Source organism: Polaribacter sp. IC066, from assembly GCF_007997085.1.
GTDB lineage: Bacteria > Bacteroidota > Bacteroidia > Flavobacteriales > Flavobacteriaceae > Polaribacter.
In genome coordinates, this window is record NZ_VORR01000013.1 from 74,451 (window position 1) to 92,651 (window position 18,201).

An 18,201-nucleotide genomic window follows, 5' to 3' on the forward strand; every position below is an offset into this window, starting at 1 on the left:
TCCTTATAATGAAAAAACTTTTCTTTCTTTTTTCTGTCCTTATTTCTTTTATTACCATTTCACAAAACACACGTTTATTAAGAGAACCCACTCTTTCTGAAACAGCGATTGTTTTCGTACATGCTTCCGATTTATGGAAAGTACCTTTAAACGGCGGAAACGCTATTCGGTTGACCAGCGATGAGGGTTATGAAACAAATCCTCAATTTTCAAAAGACGGAAAATGGATTGCTTTTACGGCGCAATATGATGGAAATACCGATGTATTTATAGTCTCTGTAAATGGTGGCGAACCAAAGAGATTAACCTATCATCCTTCTAACGATGTAGTGCAAAGTTGGACGCCAGACGGAAAAATTCTATTTCGTTCTGATAGAGAATCAAAACCTACGCAAACTAATAAATTTTACACTATTTCTACCGAAGGAGGAACGCCAGAGGCGTTTGATATTCCGAGAGCTGCTTTTGGAGAAATTTCTGAAGACAATAAATACATCGCCTATACGCCCATTACAAGTTGGGATGCTGAATGGCGTAATTATAGAGGCGGACAAGCAATGCCTATTTGGATTGTTGATTTAAAAACAAAAGAATTGATAAAAACTCCACAGAAAGACGGAGAAAGACATGTAAATCCGGTTTGGTATCAAGGCGCTGTTTTTTATATTTCTGAAAGAGATTATACCGCAAATATTTGGTCGTATAACATAACAACCAAGCAAGAAGAACAAATTACATTTCATAAAAAATTCGATGTAAAAAATATTGATGCCAATTCAAATGGAATCGTTTATGAGCAAGCAGGATTTCTTCATTTACTACATCCAGAAACAAAAGAAACCAATCAGATTATCATCAATGTGAAAGGAGATTTAAACTATTCTAGAACCAGATGGATGGATGTTGCTGGAAAAGATTTAACAAATCCTAATGTATCGCCTAAAGGAAAGAGAGCCATTTTTGAGCATAGAGGCGAAATCTTTACCGTTCCTAAAGAAAACGGAACGTGGCGAAACTTAACGAATTCATCAGGCGTTGCAGACCGTGCTCCTATTTGGTCTCCAAAAGGGGATAAAGTAGCTTGGTTTTCTGATCAAAATGGCGAATATCAAATGGTCATTGCAGATCAAGATGGTGCAAATCAAGAGTCTATAAAATTACCAAATCCAACCTTCTACTTTCAGCCAGATTGGTCTCCAGACGGCAAACACATTGCCTATACAGACACTAATTTTGTTATTTGGATTGTGAATTTAGCAAGCAAAAAAATCACAAAAGTAGATGCAGATGGTTTTGCACATCCTAACAGAACCATGAATCCTAAATGGTCTCCAGATAGTAATTGGATAGCCTATGCAAAACAAAATAACAATAACTTCAAATCTATTTATGCTTATCAAATAAGCACAAAAAAAATAGTACCAATTACAGATCCAATTGCCGACGCTATTAGCCCAGTTTGGGACGCATCTGGTAAATACATATACACGTTGGCCAGTACAGATTATGGTTTACAATCGGGTTGGTTAGACATGAGTTCGTATGACCCTAGCGTAACAAGATCGCTGTATTGTGTGGTTTTAAATAGTAAAGATAAAGCGCCTGTTTTACCAAAAACCGATGAAGCGTCAGCTAAAGAAGAAACTGATAAAGACGAAAAGAAAGACGAGAATAAAGATAAGAAATCCGACAAAGAAGCGCCAAAAGAGCACAAGACAATTATTGACGAAAACGGATTATTTGACCGTGCAGTAGTCTTAAAGTTACCAGCAAGAAATTACATGGCTTTATTAAAAGGGCCTGAAAACAACGTTTTTATTGCAGAAGCAATTCAAAATGCAGCAGGATTAACCGTTCATAAATATGATGTACTGAAAGAAAAAGCGACCGTTTTTGCAACGGGAGTTTCTTCCATGTCGGCTTCAGATGATAGAAACTCAATTTTACTTTCTAAAAAAGGAAATTGGAGTTTAGAAAGCAGTAAAGCTGAAAAAGCTGGGAAGGAAACGCTGAAAACAGCCATGAAAATAAAAGTAGATCCGAAGGCAGAAGCACATCAAATATTTAAAGAAGGCTGGCGTTATATGCGCGATTTTCTATATGTTGATAATGTGCACGGTGCCCCTTGGGATGACGTCTTCAAATGGTATGCTCCTTGGATTAATGATGTAAAACACAGAACTGATTTAAATTATGTTGTTGATATTATGAGTGGTGAAGTTGCAATTGGGCATTCGTATGTTTCTGGTGGAGACACCCCAAATATTGAAAGAGTTCCTGTGGGTTTATTAGGTGCCGATCTAGAGAAAAAAGAGGGTTTTTATCAATTTAAAAAAATATACAAAGGTGAACGTTGGAATCCAAATATCACTGCGCCATTAGGTTTACCTGGCATTAACGTAAATGAAGGCGATTATTTATTAGCAATTAACGGAGTTTCTTTAACAGCAGCAATGAATCCGTATCAGTTATTAGAACAAACAGCAGGCCGAGAAATCTATATAAAAGTGAGTGATACGCCTTCAGAAAAAAATGCAAGGACCGTTTTAGTAAAACCTGTAAATAGCGAGCGATCTTTGCGGTCTATTGACTGGGTAGAAAGCAATAGAAGAAAAGTTGACAAACTCTCTAACGGAAAATTGGCCTATGTATATGTGCCAAATACAAGTGAACCAGGATTTACATCGTTCAATCGGTATTATTTTTCTCAACAAGATAAAAAAGGTGTTATTATCGATGAAAGAAATAATGGTGGTGGCTCTGCTGCAGATTATATGATTGATATTATGTCTAGAGAAGTGCTTGGTTTTTTTAATAGTAAAAGTGAAAGCAGAAGACCTTGGACAACCCCAATGGCGGGTATTTGGGGACCAAAAGTGATGATTATTAACGAAAGAGCAGGTTCTGGAGGAGATTTACTGCCTTACATGTTTAAAGAGAAAAAATTAGGCCCTTTAGTCGGCACAAGAACTTGGGGTGGTTTAGTAGGAACTTGGGATACGCCTCCATTTATTGATGGCGGAAGAATGGTGGCACCGCGAGGTGGCTTTTATGATGTGGATGGGAATTGGGCTGTTGAAGGCGAAGGTGTTGCGCCAGATATTGAAGTAGATCAAACTCCGAAAGAAGTGCTATTAGGCAAAGATCCGCAATTAGAAAAAGCAGTTGAAGAAGCCTTGAGGATGCTAAAAGGAAACGAGTTTGAACTAAAACCAGAGCCAAAAGCTCCTATTCGCTCAAAAAGACCAAAAGGGTATCAGAAAGAGAATTAAATCAGATTTTTATAAAATAATTCCCGCAAAAGCGGGAATTATTTTTTGATCTTTAAACCACAATAAACTATTGAATATGATTGAAACCCATATTGCACTGAGCCAAAAAGAACCTATCCGTTTTCAAGAATATGCAGTAGGAATTTTCAAGACAATTCCAACAAAATCAGGTATTAAAAAAGCGATTAAAAAAGAGCTTATTTTTATTGATGGCATCGTTGCAATGACCTCAAAATATGTTTCTGGTGGTGAAAAAATTGATTTGTACCAATCAGAAAAATCATCCAATTTCGAAAGATTAAAGTTAGATATAGAAGTCTTATTTGAAGATAACTATTTAGCGATCATTTATAAACCTTCAGGAATAGTAGTCAGCGGAAACAAATTTGTAACCATTGCAAACGGATTAGCTCAAAACTTAAAAAAAAGCAATCAACCTGATGCTGTAAAACCACAACCAATTCACCGATTAGATTACCCAACAAGTGGTGTTTTAGTAATCGGAAAAACGAGTGCTGCAATTCAGCAATTAGGTGAGTTATTTGAACACAAAAAAATTCAGAAAACTTATTTTGCAATTACCCTTGGTGTCATGCAAACTCAAGGACATATAAATTCTCAAATTGATAAAAAAGAAGCTTTTACAAACTATGAAGTTTTACAATCTGTAAAATCTGAACGTTTTGAGTTTTTAAACTTGGTAAAACTATCGCCAAAAACAGGAAGAAAACATCAATTAAGAAAACATTTATTAGCCATCAAAAACCCTATTTTAGGCGATAAAGAATACTTTTTAGAAAATAAAGTTTTAAACGGAAAAGGCTTATACTTGCATGCAGCTGCTTTAGAATTTATACATCCGTTTACGAAAGAGAAAATTTCAATTACAAAAGAACTGCCTAAAAAGTTTACGAAAATTTTTGCTGAGTATTATATTTAAAATATCTTTCTGATGCCCAATATAAATTTTTCTAACGGTTATTTTATCTGCAATTTTGTGATTTCTCCTAAAGTAGACATGACGCCATATTGTGTTTTTCTTTATTTAAAATCAATTACAAATTGTCAAAAAATAAAAAAAACTTTAAATGTCTAAACAATTCCCAAAACCGAAGAAAGCGCAGAAGCCAATCCTAAAAAACTTAAAAAACCACAAATATCTGTAACCGTTGTTAAAATAATGGAAGATGATGTTGCCGGATCTTGCCCAATTGCTTTTAAACCAATCGGAATTATAGCACCCGCAAAACCTGCTATTAGCATAGAAATTACCATTGAAATTGCGATAACAATTCCTATTCCTAATGAGGAAGTCCAAAAATAAACGATAATTCCTGTGGTTAAAGCCACCGCAACACCATTTACAAAACCAACCATGATTTCTTTTTTAGCAACTCTAAACCATTGAGAAATTCTTATTTCTTTTAACGCTAAACCTCTAATCGTTACCGCTAAAGCTTGTGAACCAGTGTTTCCTGATTGCCCAGCAACTACTGGTAAAAAAATGGCAAGAATTGTAATTTTCGCAATGGTTTCTTCAAACAAACCAACAACCATAGATGCTAAAAACGCAGTTGCCAAATTTACTTGTAACCAAGGCAATCTTTTTTTAACAGCAAACGTCCATTTAGACAACGCTTGTTCTTCTTTACCGGCACCAAACATCGATTGTAAATTTTCGGTAATTTCTTGTTTAGAAGCAGACATTAAAGTATCGTTTCTAATAATACCCAAAAGAATATGATTAATATCTGTAACGGGTATTTGCAAAAGATCTTCCTTTTCAATCGCTTCTAAAACTTCTTCTCTAGAAACCATAGCATCTATAAAAGGTGCAGCTTTCATGATGCTTTCTAACTTTTCATTTGGGGCAGAAATTGCAATATATTGAATAGGCACTTTTCCTAATAACTTACCTTCTTCATCTACAATATAAATGACCATGATATTTTTTTTACCAATTTTTCTAATTCTGGTCAATACGTCATCAACTACATTATCTGCATGAAAAGTAACCATGTCTGTTTCCATTAAATAACCTGCAGTATCTTCTTTAAAGTTTAAAAAATCTAAAATTTCTCTAGAAACGATATCTGTTAATAACGCAAGTTTACTGGTAACATCATCTTTTTCTAAAGAAGAAAATAAACGAGCAGCTAAATGCGTATTTACTTTAAAGAATAATTCTTTAAATAATTCGTCATCTATTTCTAAAAGTAGTTCTGTAATTAATTCAGAATTTAGCTGAAAAAAAATTGCTCTTGCATTTTCTGCAGGTAATTCTTTTAAATACTGTAAAACAATATCCGCAGAAAAAGTATCTAAAGTATGTGCAGCATCTTTAGGAAACTTTAAAAAATAATCCGTGTATAATTCGCTTTCTACTTTATCTGTTTTTAATTTCATAAGGCCTTTAATTACTTACACTTTTTAAGATTCCTGTTAAACCAATTCTATACAATTCACCAAGTGCACTTCCTGTTTCCATCACTTTTTCATTGGATGAATTACTAATATCCTCCGTAAATTCGATGGATCTTTTATAAGCTAAAGCTCCTAAAAGTTTTTCGAATTTATCTACAACAGGTATGTGATGATATTCTAACCAAGAATTATAATTCAAAATACTTTTAATTGGTATTTCTGGTGATAATTTTAGGATTTTAGAAATCATTAAATCTTCTAAAGAAGCATTTTTCTTGGCAAGTAAAAGTTCTTTTAATCTTACAATTCCTTCAAAATTGCCCTCTAAATCTACAACATATAAATAAAAATCTTCTTTTTCTGAATTTCTCTTTACTATTTGAACAGCCTCTCTTACAGACATTTCTTTGTTCACACTCAATACTGTTTCCATTAAAGCACCTACAGAGTTAGGTTCATGATCCATTTTAAGTTTTAAAATCGCTTTCTTTTCTTTAGACACTTTCGCTAAAAGACTTTCTTGCACTGTATTTTCTAACAACATTAATACAGCAGTTATAAAATGAACTTCTCCTTTTTCTATTATTTCTGTCGTTTTTTTTATTGGTAAAAACACAAAACAATCAGCAGCTTTACGAGCGTTCATTAGGCTTAACAAGCATACACATTTTGCTAAAGACACCGTTTGTATAAAATCTGCTACCGCTTTACTGCTCAATCTCTCTAATGTTTGTGCCGCTGCAAAAGGTTGTTTACTTATAAAATCATTTAATATGGTTTGATTATTTGTCATGATTAATTTGTTTTGATAAGGTAAGATTTCGATTCGTTAAATACTTTTGCAGGGATTAAAACTTGTCCGACTTCATTTTCTAAAATTACACTTGTCGTATCAATTTGAATAATTCTACCTTTTGTTTTACCAACTTGCACTTGATCGCCTACTTTATATCTTTTACGAACATAATAACAAGCTAAAATATTGCTGATAGAAGTTCTTGCTCCTAAGCCAAATGCAAAAGCTCCACCAAATAATAATGCTGCCAAAACAATATCTATAATATTAACTAGTAAAGAAATTTCTATTCCAATTTGGTCTAAAGCAATAATAATTGCTAAAGAAAGAAATATAAATCGAATAAATTTTAAGAGTGCATCACTGTAATACAATCCTGTTTTTTTTCCTATGGATACAATTAAATCAGACACTAAATTACCAAGTACAATAGAGGCAAAAACAATTAAGATTGCCGCAAGGATGTTCGGAATATAATGGATAATGCTTTGAAACCAGTTTGTTAAAACAGTAAGCCCTAAAATATCTGTTACTAGTAAGATACTAGAAAATATAATTAGCCAAAAGAAAGCAGTTCCTAGAAAAAAACCGGCTTGTTTTAAATTAAGATTGCCAAATTTTCTGCTCCCCAATTTGCTTAAATAACTGAATAATTTTATGACAAAGTATTTTGCCAAACGCGCTATCAAATACCCAACGCCTAAAACAACTATGGATACAATAAGGTTGGGAATAAATAGAAACAAATCACCTTTTAGCCGTTGAAACATTACATTAATTTCCTCCATAAAGGTATTTTAAATTATTTTTAAATATTTTCTTCATTCTTTTTTCAGTTGTAGTAAAACAACGATTATAATTGATTGATAACATCTGCGCTACTCGCTACTTTTCTAATTGTTTTTTGTAAAAAAGTATTATTGGGTAATGTTATTTCTTCGGATGTTCCAACGGTTTCTAAAGTGATAAAAAACAAACCAATATCTAAAATTTTTCCTTGAATTTCATATTCTTTGCCTTCCATAATGGCTATTGTATCGCCTATTTTTACAGAATGATTAAAAAATAGCACAATACTAGCGGTAATATTAGAGAGAATAGACCATTGTGCAAACATAGCAACACCAATAACGGTAAGAACGGAACCGACGAAAACGGCCAAATCAGATTGTTTAACGCCCCAAATGACCAATAGAATGGTTAAAAAGATGAGAATGATGATAAAACTAATAGCTTTTTTTATGATTTGACTTCTCGATTTTTGAATTAATTGTCTTTTAATTGTTCTGTTGATAAGCTTTTGAGTTATTAGTCTTGCAAACACAAATAAGATTAAAACAACAACTGATTCTATAATTTTACTATAATAAATTTCCATAAGATTAAAAGCCAAAATAAAGTACCATAATTACCCGCACAAAGTTAATCGTAATTTGCATTATAGAAAATAGTTTTTTTATAAAAATATTTTAGACTAAATAATTTGTTCAACTATAACTTTCAGCTATTTAAAACTTCGATAATTACACTTATTGTATTGATTTATAGGTATATAAACCTGTAAATTCTGTAAATTTTTATTTCTTTAATTACAAGAACAATTTCGAGGCTAAGTTATCGAGGCATCAAAAAAGTACATTCTCTATACTATTTCTAGGCAGCGTTTAGAAGTAGTACACCCAAGATCGCACTAAATTCGAGAACAGATTTAATAAAAAAAACAGGATTGGTACAACCTACAATTTTATAATCAAGGCTTCGTTATTTTTAAAAATTGAGTTTTACTCAATTAAAATCAACCTAAAAGTCAGCTATCTAAAGATTTTATCAATTTTTTTAAAAAAAAATCCCTCATATAAATTTCTACTTTCTATTAAAACTCTTCTTTTACATGGATTTCAAAGCAAGGTTTTGTAAGATTGATTCTTTTCAAACACTGATACTTAATAAAACTGTTTTCTTAAATTTTAAATTTCTTTTTTTAAAGACAACCTCAATTTCAAAAAAAAGACTAAAAAAAACGAAATATAAAAGCATGTTTTAGATTAGTAGCCTCAAAATAAATATGTTCTTTTAAAAAGTAATAAATTTGTCTCCTAATTTTTAACAATCAAGATGAAGAAATTTTTTAAACTTTTAGGCGCGCTCCTTTTACTATTCATTGTAGCTGGTACTATTTTGTATTTCACAAAAAACGAAGCAGTACCAGAAGGCAAAAAAGGCAAAGAAGCAGATGCTTTAGCTATTAAAATGTTCAACGCAATAAACCACGATACTTTTGAAAATACCGAAATTATAGAATGGAGTTTTAGGGGTACTAATTTTTACAAATGGCATAAAGAGAAAAATAAGGTTGAAGTTTCTTGGGATGAAAACAAGGTGATTTTAAACACAAAACAACCAAAAAAATCTGAAGTTTTTGTAAATAGTAAGAAGGTTGATAATCAAGAAATAGTACAAACAGCAACAGACTTTTTTAACAACGACTCTTTTTGGTTGGTTGCACCTTACAAAATATTTGATGTTGGCACAGAAAGACGCATTGTAAATCATGAGGGTAAAGATGCTTTGCTTATTACCTATACTTCTGGCGGCTCTACACCTGGCGATTCTTATTTATGGATTTTAGATGATAATTATATGCCTACTTCTTTTAAAATGTGGACCAGCATTATTCCCATAGGAGGAATTTCTGCTACTTGGGGAGATTGGAAAAACACAGAATCTGGCATAAAACTACCAAAAAGTCATACCCTTTCACTATTAGATTTGCAAATACCAATGGGAAATGTAAAAGCCTATAATGAAAACGCCAATAAATTGGCGCATAAAGTTTTAAAAGCAATTGATCACGAAGCTTACAAAAAAACAAACTTTTTAGAATGGAGTTTTGGTGGCAAAAGAGCTTTTAAATGGGATAAAGAAAATAATATTGCCGATGTTTCTTGGGAATCTTTTCGAGTTAATTTACACACAAGAGATCTAGAAAAAAGTACGGTTTTCTTTGATGGTGAAAAGCAAGAAATTACTGATGAAGAAATTATAACAAGAGCTTGGGATATTTTTAACAACGATAGTTTTTGGCTCGTTGCGCCTCATAAATTATTTGATGATAATGTAATTAGAACAGTTCAAAAAGTAGCGGGTAAAGACGCTCTTTTTGTAAAATATATGACTGGCGGATCTACTCCTGGAGATTCTTATTTATGGATTTTAGACTCCGCTTTTGTACCTAAAAGCTACAAAATGTTTGTACCAAGTATGAAAATGAATGGTGTTTCTGCCACTTGGGAAGATTGGATTACCACAGAAAGTGGTACATTACTGCCAACAAATCATACTTTTGGCAACGGAGGAAAATTAAGTATGGGCGAAGTAAAAGGATATAATTAATGCACGCTAAAACAATTGCAAACGGAATTTTAAGAGCCATCTCAATTATTTTAGGTGTGCTCTTACTACTCTATTTTTTAGTTAAAATTCAATCTGTAATTGTATACATTATCATTGCCGCAATCTTATCATTAATAGGGCGTCCGGTTATTTTGATGTTAAGAAACAAACTAAAATTACCAAACACAGTGGCAGTCGTTACCACCATGTTTTTAATGTTGAGCTTATTAACTGGTTTGGTGGTATTATTTATTCCTCTTGTTATTGAGCAAGGAAAAAATTTATCGCTTTTAGAAGTCGATAAATTACAAGCAAACATTCAAGATATTTTTACGCAAACAATTGCTTATTTTTCATCAAAAGGAATTGATGTTTTAAAAGAGTTAGAAAATATTAATTTTGCATCTCATTTTGAAACCATTCCTAACCTATTCAATACAATTATTGGTGCAGTAGGTTCTTTAAGTATTGGGCTTTTCTCTATTTTATTTATCTCTTTTTTCTTTATGAAAGATAGCGGAATCTTAAAACAAGGTGTTTTAACAATAATCCCGAACAAAACAGAGAATCGGTTCTCTCATTCTCTAGAAACCATCAATCATTTATTATCTAAATACTTTATCGGGTTAATTATACAAATTACCATTCTCTTTATTTTGTACACCATCATTTTAGTAAGTTTTAGCATTTCTAACGCTGTTGTGATTGCTTTTTTATGCGCTTTGTTAAATTTAATACCGTATGTAGGTCCTGTTATCGGCGCTATATTGGTGTTTTTCTTATCCATGACAAGTAATATTGGTTTAGATTTTCAAACAGAAATTTTACCAACTTCTTTATGGATTTTATTTTTTTACAGTTTGGCACAATTAGTTGATAATTTTATAAGTCAGCCTGTTATTTTTTCGAAAACCACAAAATCGCATCCGCTAGAAATTTTCTTAATCATTATTATTGGTGGCTTACTTTTTGGCGTTATTGGCATGATCACTGCGGTGCCTTGTTACACAGCTTTAAAAGTAATTTTAAAAGAGTTTTTAGCCGATAATAAAATCGTAAAATCGTTAACTAAAAATATATAATTTCGTTTGAATTTAAATATCCTACATAAAAATGTGCAGCAATTTATTGTCGATCATTTAAAAACCGACATCACAAAATTGATTTTAAAAGGGAGTCCCTTTCCAGATGTTTCTGTTCAAGAATTAGCCAATCAAATTTTATCAAAACAAAAATCAGAAAAGAAATTACCGACTTGGTTTTTAGCCGAAAACATCTATTATCCAGCAAAAATAAGTATCGAACAAGCTTCATCAGAAACTACGGCAACCTACAAATCAGAAATTATTTCTGGTGATACGATCATTGATATTACCGGTGGTTTTGGTGTTGACTGCTACTATTTTTCTAAACAGTTTAAAAAGGTTATTCACTGCGAAATTAATCAAGATGTATCAACCATTGTAAAACATAATTATCAACAATTAAAAACACCTCATATTAACACTTTTTCAGGAAACGGTCTTGATTTTTTAAAAGATACTACCGATTTTTTTGATTGCATTTACATAGATCCATCAAGAAGAAATGATGTAAAAGAAAAAGTGTTTTTACTAAAAGATTGCCAACCTTACATTCCGCCTAAAATTGATTTTTTATTTACAAAAACAACAAATATCCTTATCAAAGTTTCGCCAATTTTAGACATAACAAATACCATTAATGAATTAAAAAATGTAAAAGAAGTTCATATTATTGCGGTACATAACGAAGTAAAAGAAGTGCTTTTCTTATTAGAAAAAGACTATATCAACACCATCAAAATAAAAACAAGCAACGTTAAAAAAGAGTTTACAGAAACGTTTAATTTTGAGTATCTAGAAGAAGTATCCTCTGAATATTCAGCTCCTTTAACGTATTTATATGAACCCAATAGTGCTATTTTAAAATCTGGTGGTTTTCATCAAATTTCAAAAAAATTAAATCTTTATAAATTGCATCAACATGCACATTTATATACATCAGAAAAGTTAATTGACTTTCCGGGTAGAGTTTTTACAATTGAAACGACTCTTTCTTATGATAAAAAAAGACTTTTAAAACTTTTACCAGAAAAAAAAGCGAATATTACTACAAGAAATTTCCCAAAAACAGTGGCTCAATTTAGAAAAGAAACAAAAATAAAAGAAGGTGGCGATGTTTATCTATTTTTAACAACAGATCAGCATAACAAGCCTAAATTAATTATTTGTAAAAAAACCACAAAATAGTTAAATCGAGTTATTACCTCTTGTTTTACTTTAAAAAGCAAGTATATAGCAAAATTTTTAGCTGTTTTATCTGCTATTTTTAGAGCACTTAAAGTACTAAAACGTAAGTCTCAATTTTATATCGAGACTTTTTTTTTATACTACTCGTTTTTAACTAGCTTTGTAAAGAAGATTAACTTTTAGGTTTTATGCAAATAGCTAGTTATCAGGGTGTAAAAGTATCCTTAAAAAATCATACCAAAATTGACGATTTTCTTGTCATCGAAGCTCCACTTCAAATAAATATTAACGGTGAACCCTATACAGTGGTTATGAGAACTCCTAACGACGATTTCGAATTAATTAGGGGCTTATTATATGCAGAAGATATTTATAAAAAAAACGAAAATTTAATTTATACCATTGAAAAAGAAGACACTACAATACCAAGTATTATTAATGTTGCCATTAATAAAGAAGATTTAAGAAAAGGATATTTAAATAAACGAACTTTACTTTCGGTTTCTTCTTGTGGCATTTGCGGAAAAACAAAACTACAAGATTTAAAGGTTGATGGTAAAAGTTTGCAACAAGACAGCTTTATTTCTTCAGATAGTTTGCATAAAATGTATGTTGTAATGAGTCATTTTCAAGAAACTTTTAAGAAATCTGGAGGAAGCCATGCCGCGGCAATCTTTAATAAAAATGAAGAATTATTATCGGTTAAAGAAGATTTAGGAAGACATAACGCTGTTGATAAAACGGTGGGCGATTTGCTTCAAAAACAAACCTTAAATAATGCACATTATTTATTAGTGAGTGGCAGGGTTTCTTATGAAATTGTAACCAAAGCTTTTATTGCTAAAATTGGCGTTATTGTTGCTATTTCTGCTTGTTCTTCATTGGCGGTAGATTTTGCTAAAGAATTCGGAATTTGTTTGATTGGGTTTACTAGAAATCAGAAAATGACCATTTATGCGCATTCAAATGTTATAAACACTGTTAAGAATGATTAAAAAGACAAATGCACAACCACCAGAAAAATTAACAGGAATTAAACTTCAAAAAATTCCGAAATCTGCTGTGGGTGCAAAAGCAATTGCGTCTGCTTTAAACCATATTAAAAACGAAGTAGGCATCATTAAAGGGATTGGTTTATTAAAAAACCTAAACCAAAAAGATGGTTTTGATTGCCCAGGTTGTGCATGGCCAGATCCTGATGAAAAACGAGCGTTTTTAGCAGAATATTGCGAAAATGGTGCAAAAGCTGTGGCAGAAGAAGCTACTAAAAATAAAATTTCGCCGATGTTTTTTTCAACCTATTCGGTTAAAGATCTAGCAGAACTCTCTGACTTTGACATTGGCAAAAAAGGTAGAATTACACATCCTGTATATTTGCCAGAGGGCGCTACTCACTATAAAGAAATTTCTTGGAAAGATGCTTTTCATTTAATTTCAGACGAATTAAACGCTTTAGACTCGCCAGATGAAGCTATTTTTTATACCTCTGGCAGAACCAGTAATGAAGCCGCTTTTTTATATCAACTATTTGTGCGTCAGTTTGGTACTAACAACTTGCCAGATTGCTCTAATATGTGCCACGAGTCTAGCGGAGCGGCACTCACAGAAACGTTAGGCATTGGCAAAGGGTCTGTAACTTTAGATGATTTTAAGCACACAGATTTAGTGATTGTTATGGGGCAAAACCCTGGCACTAATCATCCAAGAATGCTAACGGCTTTAAGTGATGCCAAGAAAAAAGGAAGTAAAATTATTACCATAAATCCGCTACCAGAAGTTGGTTTAATGAATTTTAAAGACCCACAAAACCCTTTAAAATGGTTGGGTTCTGGACAAGATTTAACAGATGTATTTTTACAGGTAAAAATAAATGGTGATGTAGCGTTGTTAAAAATCATCTTAAAATTGATGCTAAAACAAGAAGAAGATACGCCGTATGCTGTTTTTGATTACGACTTTATCGCAAAAAAAACTGCGGGTATTGATGCTCTTTTAAATGATTTAGAATCGTATTCAATTGATGATTTAGTGCCGCAAACAGGCATATCACTTGAAAAAATAAAAGAAGCCGCTCATGTAATCATCAACAGTAAAAAAATTATTATTTGTTGGGCCATGGGCCTAACCCAACACAAAAATGCGGTTGATAATATTAGAGAAATCGTAAATATTCTTTTGCTAAAAGGTAGTATTGGTAAAAAAGGTGCTGGTACTTGCCCTGTGCGCGGGCACTCAAACGTTCAGGGAGATAGAACTATGGGGATTTGGGAAAAAATGCCAGATTCTTTTTTAGATAAATTAGAAGCTAACTTTCATTTTAAAGCGCCCAGAAAACATGGTTTTGATGTGGTGAATGCCATCGAAGCAATGCACGCTAAAAAAGCAAAAGTATTTTTTGGTATGGGTGGTAATTTTATTTCTGCTACGCCAGATACAGAGTTTACGGCAGAAGCTTTGCGTGGCTGTAATTTAACCGTTCATGTTTCTACAAAACTGAATAGAAGTCATTTAATTCATGGTAAAAAAGCCTTAATTTTACCATGTTTAGGCAGGTCTGAAACAGATTTGCAAAGTACTGGAGAACAGTTTGTTTCTGTAGAAAATTCTATGGGTATTGTTCATAAATCTCAAGGACATTTAGAACCTTGTTCTGAAGATATTTTAAGTGAAGCTGCTATTGTTGGCGGTTTAGCCACTGCTACTTTAAAAAATTCAGCAACTAATTACACCGAATTAGTTGCTAATTACGATCTTATTCGTGATAAAATAGAGGCGACTATTGATGGTTTTGATGCGTACAATAAGCGTGTAAGAATTAAAGGTGGTTTCTATTTACCAAACAATAATAGAGAAAATAAGTTTGATACATCGTCCACCGGAAAAGCTAATTTTAGTGTTAATACTCCCTCTGAAATTGAACTAGAAAAAAATCAATTTATAATGATGACCATAAGAACGCACGATCAATATAACACCACAATTTACGGTTTAGATGACCGATATAGAGGTGTTTTAAATGAGCGAAGAGTTATTTTTATGAATGCAGAGGATATGAAAAAAATGCATTTAGAAAAATTAGATCTTGTAGATTTAACAAGTCATTTTAATGGAGAAGAAAGAGAAGCTACCGGTTTTTTAGCAATTCCTTATAACATTCCTACACAATGCACAGCAACTTATTTTCCGGAAGCAAATGTTTTGGTGCCTTTAAAAAGTACTGCAACGATTAGCAATACTCCTACTTCAAAAACGGTCGTCATTTCTATCAAAAAGAGATAATTTTATCCTATGAAAAAAATATTATTTGTTCTTCTATTTTCAAGTCAATTTCTTCTGGCACAAAAAGAGAATGTTCCTGAAAAGAAAACTCAAAAGGCCTTTGCAAAAATAGATTTTCTTTCTATTGGCATGCCCGATAACGACCCAAACATGGGCTATTCAGGTATTCATTATAACCTAATGCTAAATGACTGGTCTTATGTAGGTTTGGGTATTTACGGCGCAATAACGGGTAATAAGGGTGGCTTTTTTACTTTAGGTGTAAATGCTGGAATTAAAAAATATATAGACGACAAATTCTATGTTGATACTGGTTTTCATTTTGGCGGCGGCGGCGGCGCAGGTGCTCCAGATGGCGGTGGTGCCTTTATCTTACCCCATTTTAATGTTGGCTATGATTTTAAAAACTTCTCTGTTAATTCAGGTTGGAGTTATGTTGATTTTTTTGACGGTGGGCATATAAAAGGACATCAATTAAATTTAAGTTTAGAAATACCTTTAAACTACTCATATTCAAAGTACACGTTTTCTGAAGACGAATTTAGTTTTGCTGAACTACAAAAATCTGATTGGAACATCAATTCTAAAAGAACTTCATTACTATTTCATGTGAATAATTTAAGAATTAAAGGCAATACCCAAGGAATCAATAGCGGAAAAACGATACGATTAGCAGGATTTGAACTCGCGTCTTACTTTTCTGAAAACTGGTTTGCATTTTTAAAAGTAGATGGTGCTTTTGATGGCATAAAAGCCGGTTTTATGGATGTGTTTTTAGGTGGTGGTTATCATGTATCCTTCAACAAAAACAACACAAACATTCTTGCAAAATTTGGCGCTGGTGCAGCTGGCGGCGGCGGAATAGATACGCAAGGTGGTTTTTTAATTTATCCTGATATTTCTATTGAACAAAAAATATTTGGCGATGTTTATATCGCCATAAATAAAGGCTATATTATGAGTCTTAATTCACATTTTTATACCTCTTCTTATGGTATTGGCCTAAAATATTATATTGATAGAAATGGCATAAAAGCTGATGAAAAATATAGCAACGGAAAATTTAAAGGTTTTGAAGTCATTACAAAACATGATATTTATTTTAACGCAAAAAGAGACACAGGAATTGAACAAAATATGCATCAAATATCACTTCAAATTAATTTTGATTTGAACAAGAATCTTTATGTTGCAGGGCAAACTTCATTTGCAAATTTTGGCGATGCTGGTGCTTATGGCGAGGGAATTGTTGGTTTTGGAACGAGATCAAACCCTATCATCAAAAATAAAATAGTACTTTTTGCACAAGCTTTAGGCGGTGCTGCGGGTGGTGGTGGAATTAGTACAGGACAAGGTTTAATTTTAAAACCAAGTGCTGGCTTTAATTATGTTTTAAGTGATGCTTTAAGTTTTAGAGCTGCCGGCGGTTATGTAAAAGCTAAAGGAGGCGAGTTAAGTAATACATTTTTAAACTTCGGATTAAAATATCACATATCATTTTTAAAAATGAATTGATAAAAAAGCCTATTTTACACCTTATAATCAAATATTTAGATGAAATTCAAAACCCTCTTACTTTTTAGCTTTCTACTTCTTTTAAACTCAAAAATCATCAAATCGCAAGAAATACAGATAACACCGCGACCGCAACTCATAATAACTGGCAATCAATTAGAATTAGCGCAGAAACACAAATTGTTTTTGATGCAGCTAGTGAAAATATTGCGCATAATTTACAAGAATATTTTAAAAATGATTTTGGTATTAATCCGAAAACAACAAATTATCAAAGTTTAAAAAAGAATTTTATCACGTTTCAAGTAGATGAAAACTTGTCTGATGAAGGCTACGAATTGTCGGTTTCTGAAGATAAAATTATTATTTGTGCTAAAAATAATACGGGTTGGTTTTATGCAACACAAACCCTAATGCAAATTTGTTCTTACAACTCTTATTACTCTAAATATGAGAACTATATAAAGATAAAAGAAATAAAAATAAAAGATACTCCTCGGTTTAAATGGAGGTCTTTTATGTTAGATGAAGCCCGTTATTTTAAAGGAATGAAACAAGTAAAAATGTTATTAGATGAAATGGCGTTTTTAAAAATGAATATCTTTCATTGGCATTTGGTGGATGACCAAGGTTGGCGAATTGAAATAAAAAAATATCCTAAATTAACCACCATTGGTTCTAAAAGAAAAAGCACTCAAATTGGTCCTTTACAATGGGAAAGCCCCATGCAATCGGCAGAACCACATGAAGGTTTTTATACGCAAAAAGAAATAAAAGAAATTATAGCCTATGCCAAAGAAAGACATATAACCGTTGTGCCAGAAATAGAAATGCCAGGACACTCTACAGCCGCAATTGCCTCTTATCCTTGGTTAGGGACATCTAGAGAAGAAATTGAAGTGCCTATAAAATTTGGCGTTGGCAAAGATGTCTACGATGTTACAAACGAGAGAACTTATCAGTTTTTAACAGATGTTTTAGATGAAGTAATGGCACTTTTTCCGTCTAAAATAATCCATATTGGTGGCGATGAAGTAAAATATAATCATTGGAAATCTTCTGCATCTGTTCAAAAATATATGAAACAAAATAACTTGGCTACTCCTGCAGATTTGCAAGTTTATTGGTTCTTCGCCAAAAGTTATGGATTAGTGATTCCCTAAGAAATATATCATATTACAAAAATTATCAATATTCCTGAAACCTCTAGCTCTAGATCGTGCTAATTGCATGACACTATTTAATCCTTCCG

At 32.3% G+C, this 18,201-nt stretch carries 14 protein-coding genes; 9 read left to right on the top strand and 5 right to left on the bottom strand.

Features of this window, described 5'->3' with window-relative positions; genetic code table 11:
* Nucleotides 1-8: 8 nt before the first annotated feature.
* Entirely contained in the window at nt 9-3,272 is a 3,264-nt protein-coding gene (locus ES044_RS06350; RefSeq protein ID WP_147118448.1) for a S41 family peptidase, read from the top strand.
* 70 nt (nt 3,273-3,342) lie between these two features.
* Nucleotides 3,343-4,212, top strand: coding sequence for an RluA family pseudouridine synthase (locus ES044_RS06355; protein WP_147118447.1), 870 nt, complete (start codon nt 3,343-3,345; stop codon nt 4,210-4,212).
* Nucleotides 4,213-4,364: 152 nt separating this feature from the next.
* On the opposite strand, the gene mgtE is transcribed toward ES044_RS06355, so the two are convergent.
* From mgtE to ES044_RS06375, 4 genes are all read right to left on the bottom strand, one after another.
* Nucleotides 4,365-5,678, bottom strand: a complete 1,314-nt coding sequence (mgtE, locus tag ES044_RS06360) for a magnesium transporter (RefSeq protein WP_147118446.1) — start codon at nt 5,676-5,678, stop codon at nt 4,365-4,367.
* A 7-nt stretch (nt 5,679-5,685) separates the two neighbouring features.
* Nucleotides 5,686-6,489 (bottom strand): CBS domain-containing protein, encoded by an 804-nt coding sequence (locus ES044_RS06365; RefSeq protein ID WP_147118445.1) that lies wholly within the window; start codon nt 6,487-6,489, stop codon nt 5,686-5,688.
* Between the two features lie 2 nt (nt 6,490-6,491).
* On the bottom strand, nt 6,492-7,280 hold the full coding sequence (locus ES044_RS06370; protein ID WP_147118444.1) for a mechanosensitive ion channel family protein: 789 nt from the start codon (nt 7,278-7,280) through the stop codon (nt 6,492-6,494).
* 65 nt (nt 7,281-7,345) lie between these two features.
* Nucleotides 7,346-7,870 carry a mechanosensitive ion channel domain-containing protein gene (locus tag ES044_RS06375; protein WP_147118443.1) on the bottom strand — a complete coding sequence of 175 codons (525 nt, stop codon included), beginning with the start codon at nt 7,868-7,870 and terminating at the stop codon, nt 7,346-7,348.
* Nucleotides 7,871-8,607: 737 nt separating this feature from the next.
* Here ES044_RS06375 and ES044_RS06380 point away from each other — a divergent pair.
* From ES044_RS06380 to ES044_RS06410, 7 genes are all read left to right on the top strand, one after another.
* Complete coding sequence (locus ES044_RS06380) at nt 8,608-9,885, top strand: hypothetical protein (protein WP_147118442.1); 1,278 nt, start codon at nt 8,608-8,610, stop codon at nt 9,883-9,885.
* Entirely contained in the window at nt 9,885-10,967 is a 1,083-nt protein-coding gene (locus tag ES044_RS06385; protein WP_147186950.1) for an AI-2E family transporter, read from the top strand. The genes ES044_RS06380 and ES044_RS06385 overlap by 1 nt, the downstream gene beginning before the upstream one ends.
* A gap of 6 nt (nt 10,968-10,973) precedes the next feature.
* Nucleotides 10,974-12,155, top strand: coding sequence for a THUMP-like domain-containing protein (locus tag ES044_RS06390; protein WP_147118440.1), 1,182 nt, complete (start codon nt 10,974-10,976; stop codon nt 12,153-12,155).
* Between the two features lie 188 nt (nt 12,156-12,343).
* Complete coding sequence (gene fdhD / locus ES044_RS06395) at nt 12,344-13,150, top strand: formate dehydrogenase accessory sulfurtransferase FdhD (protein WP_147186952.1); 807 nt, start codon at nt 12,344-12,346, stop codon at nt 13,148-13,150.
* Entirely contained in the window at nt 13,143-15,434 is a 2,292-nt protein-coding gene (locus tag ES044_RS06400; protein ID WP_147186954.1) for an FdhF/YdeP family oxidoreductase, read from the top strand. The genes fdhD and ES044_RS06400 overlap by 8 nt, the downstream gene beginning before the upstream one ends.
* Before the next feature lie 9 nt (nt 15,435-15,443).
* Nucleotides 15,444-16,949 (top strand): hypothetical protein, encoded by a 1,506-nt coding sequence (locus ES044_RS06405; RefSeq protein WP_147118437.1) that lies wholly within the window; start codon nt 15,444-15,446, stop codon nt 16,947-16,949.
* Nucleotides 16,950-17,050: 101 nt separating this feature from the next.
* On the top strand, nt 17,051-18,112 hold the full coding sequence (locus ES044_RS06410; protein ID WP_147118436.1) for a beta-N-acetylhexosaminidase: 1,062 nt from the start codon (nt 17,051-17,053) through the stop codon (nt 18,110-18,112).
* On the opposite strand, the gene ES044_RS06415 is transcribed toward ES044_RS06410, so the two are convergent.
* Nucleotides 18,098-18,201 (bottom strand): transposase (locus tag ES044_RS06415; protein WP_147118358.1); only part of this gene is annotated, 104 nt, incomplete at its 5' end. The genes ES044_RS06410 and ES044_RS06415 overlap by 15 nt on opposite strands.

Excerpts from the sequence above, each read along its gene's own strand:
- ES044_RS06405 (WP_147118437.1), top strand. The coding sequence starts at position 15,444 with ATGAAAAAAATATTATTTGTTCTTCTATTTTCAAGTCAATTTCTTCTG.
- ES044_RS06400 (WP_147186954.1), top strand. The coding sequence starts at position 13,143 with ATGATTAAAAAGACAAATGCACAACCACCAGAAAAATTAACAGGAATT.
- ES044_RS06375 (WP_147118443.1), bottom strand. The coding sequence starts at position 7,870 with ATGGAAATTTATTATAGTAAAATTATAGAATCAGTTGTTGTTTTAATC.
- ES044_RS06350 (WP_147118448.1), top strand. The coding sequence starts at position 9 with ATGAAAAAACTTTTCTTTCTTTTTTCTGTCCTTATTTCTTTTATTACC.
- ES044_RS06380 (WP_147118442.1), top strand. The coding sequence starts at position 8,608 with ATGAAGAAATTTTTTAAACTTTTAGGCGCGCTCCTTTTACTATTCATT.
- ES044_RS06365 (WP_147118445.1), bottom strand. The coding sequence starts at position 6,489 with ATGACAAATAATCAAACCATATTAAATGATTTTATAAGTAAACAACCT.
- fdhD (WP_147186952.1), top strand. The coding sequence starts at position 12,344 with ATGCAAATAGCTAGTTATCAGGGTGTAAAAGTATCCTTAAAAAATCAT.
- mgtE (WP_147118446.1), bottom strand. The coding sequence starts at position 5,678 with ATGAAATTAAAAACAGATAAAGTAGAAAGCGAATTATACACGGATTAT.
- ES044_RS06370 (WP_147118444.1), bottom strand. The coding sequence starts at position 7,280 with ATGGAGGAAATTAATGTAATGTTTCAACGGCTAAAAGGTGATTTGTTT.
- ES044_RS06385 (WP_147186950.1), top strand. The coding sequence starts at position 9,885 with ATGCACGCTAAAACAATTGCAAACGGAATTTTAAGAGCCATCTCAATT.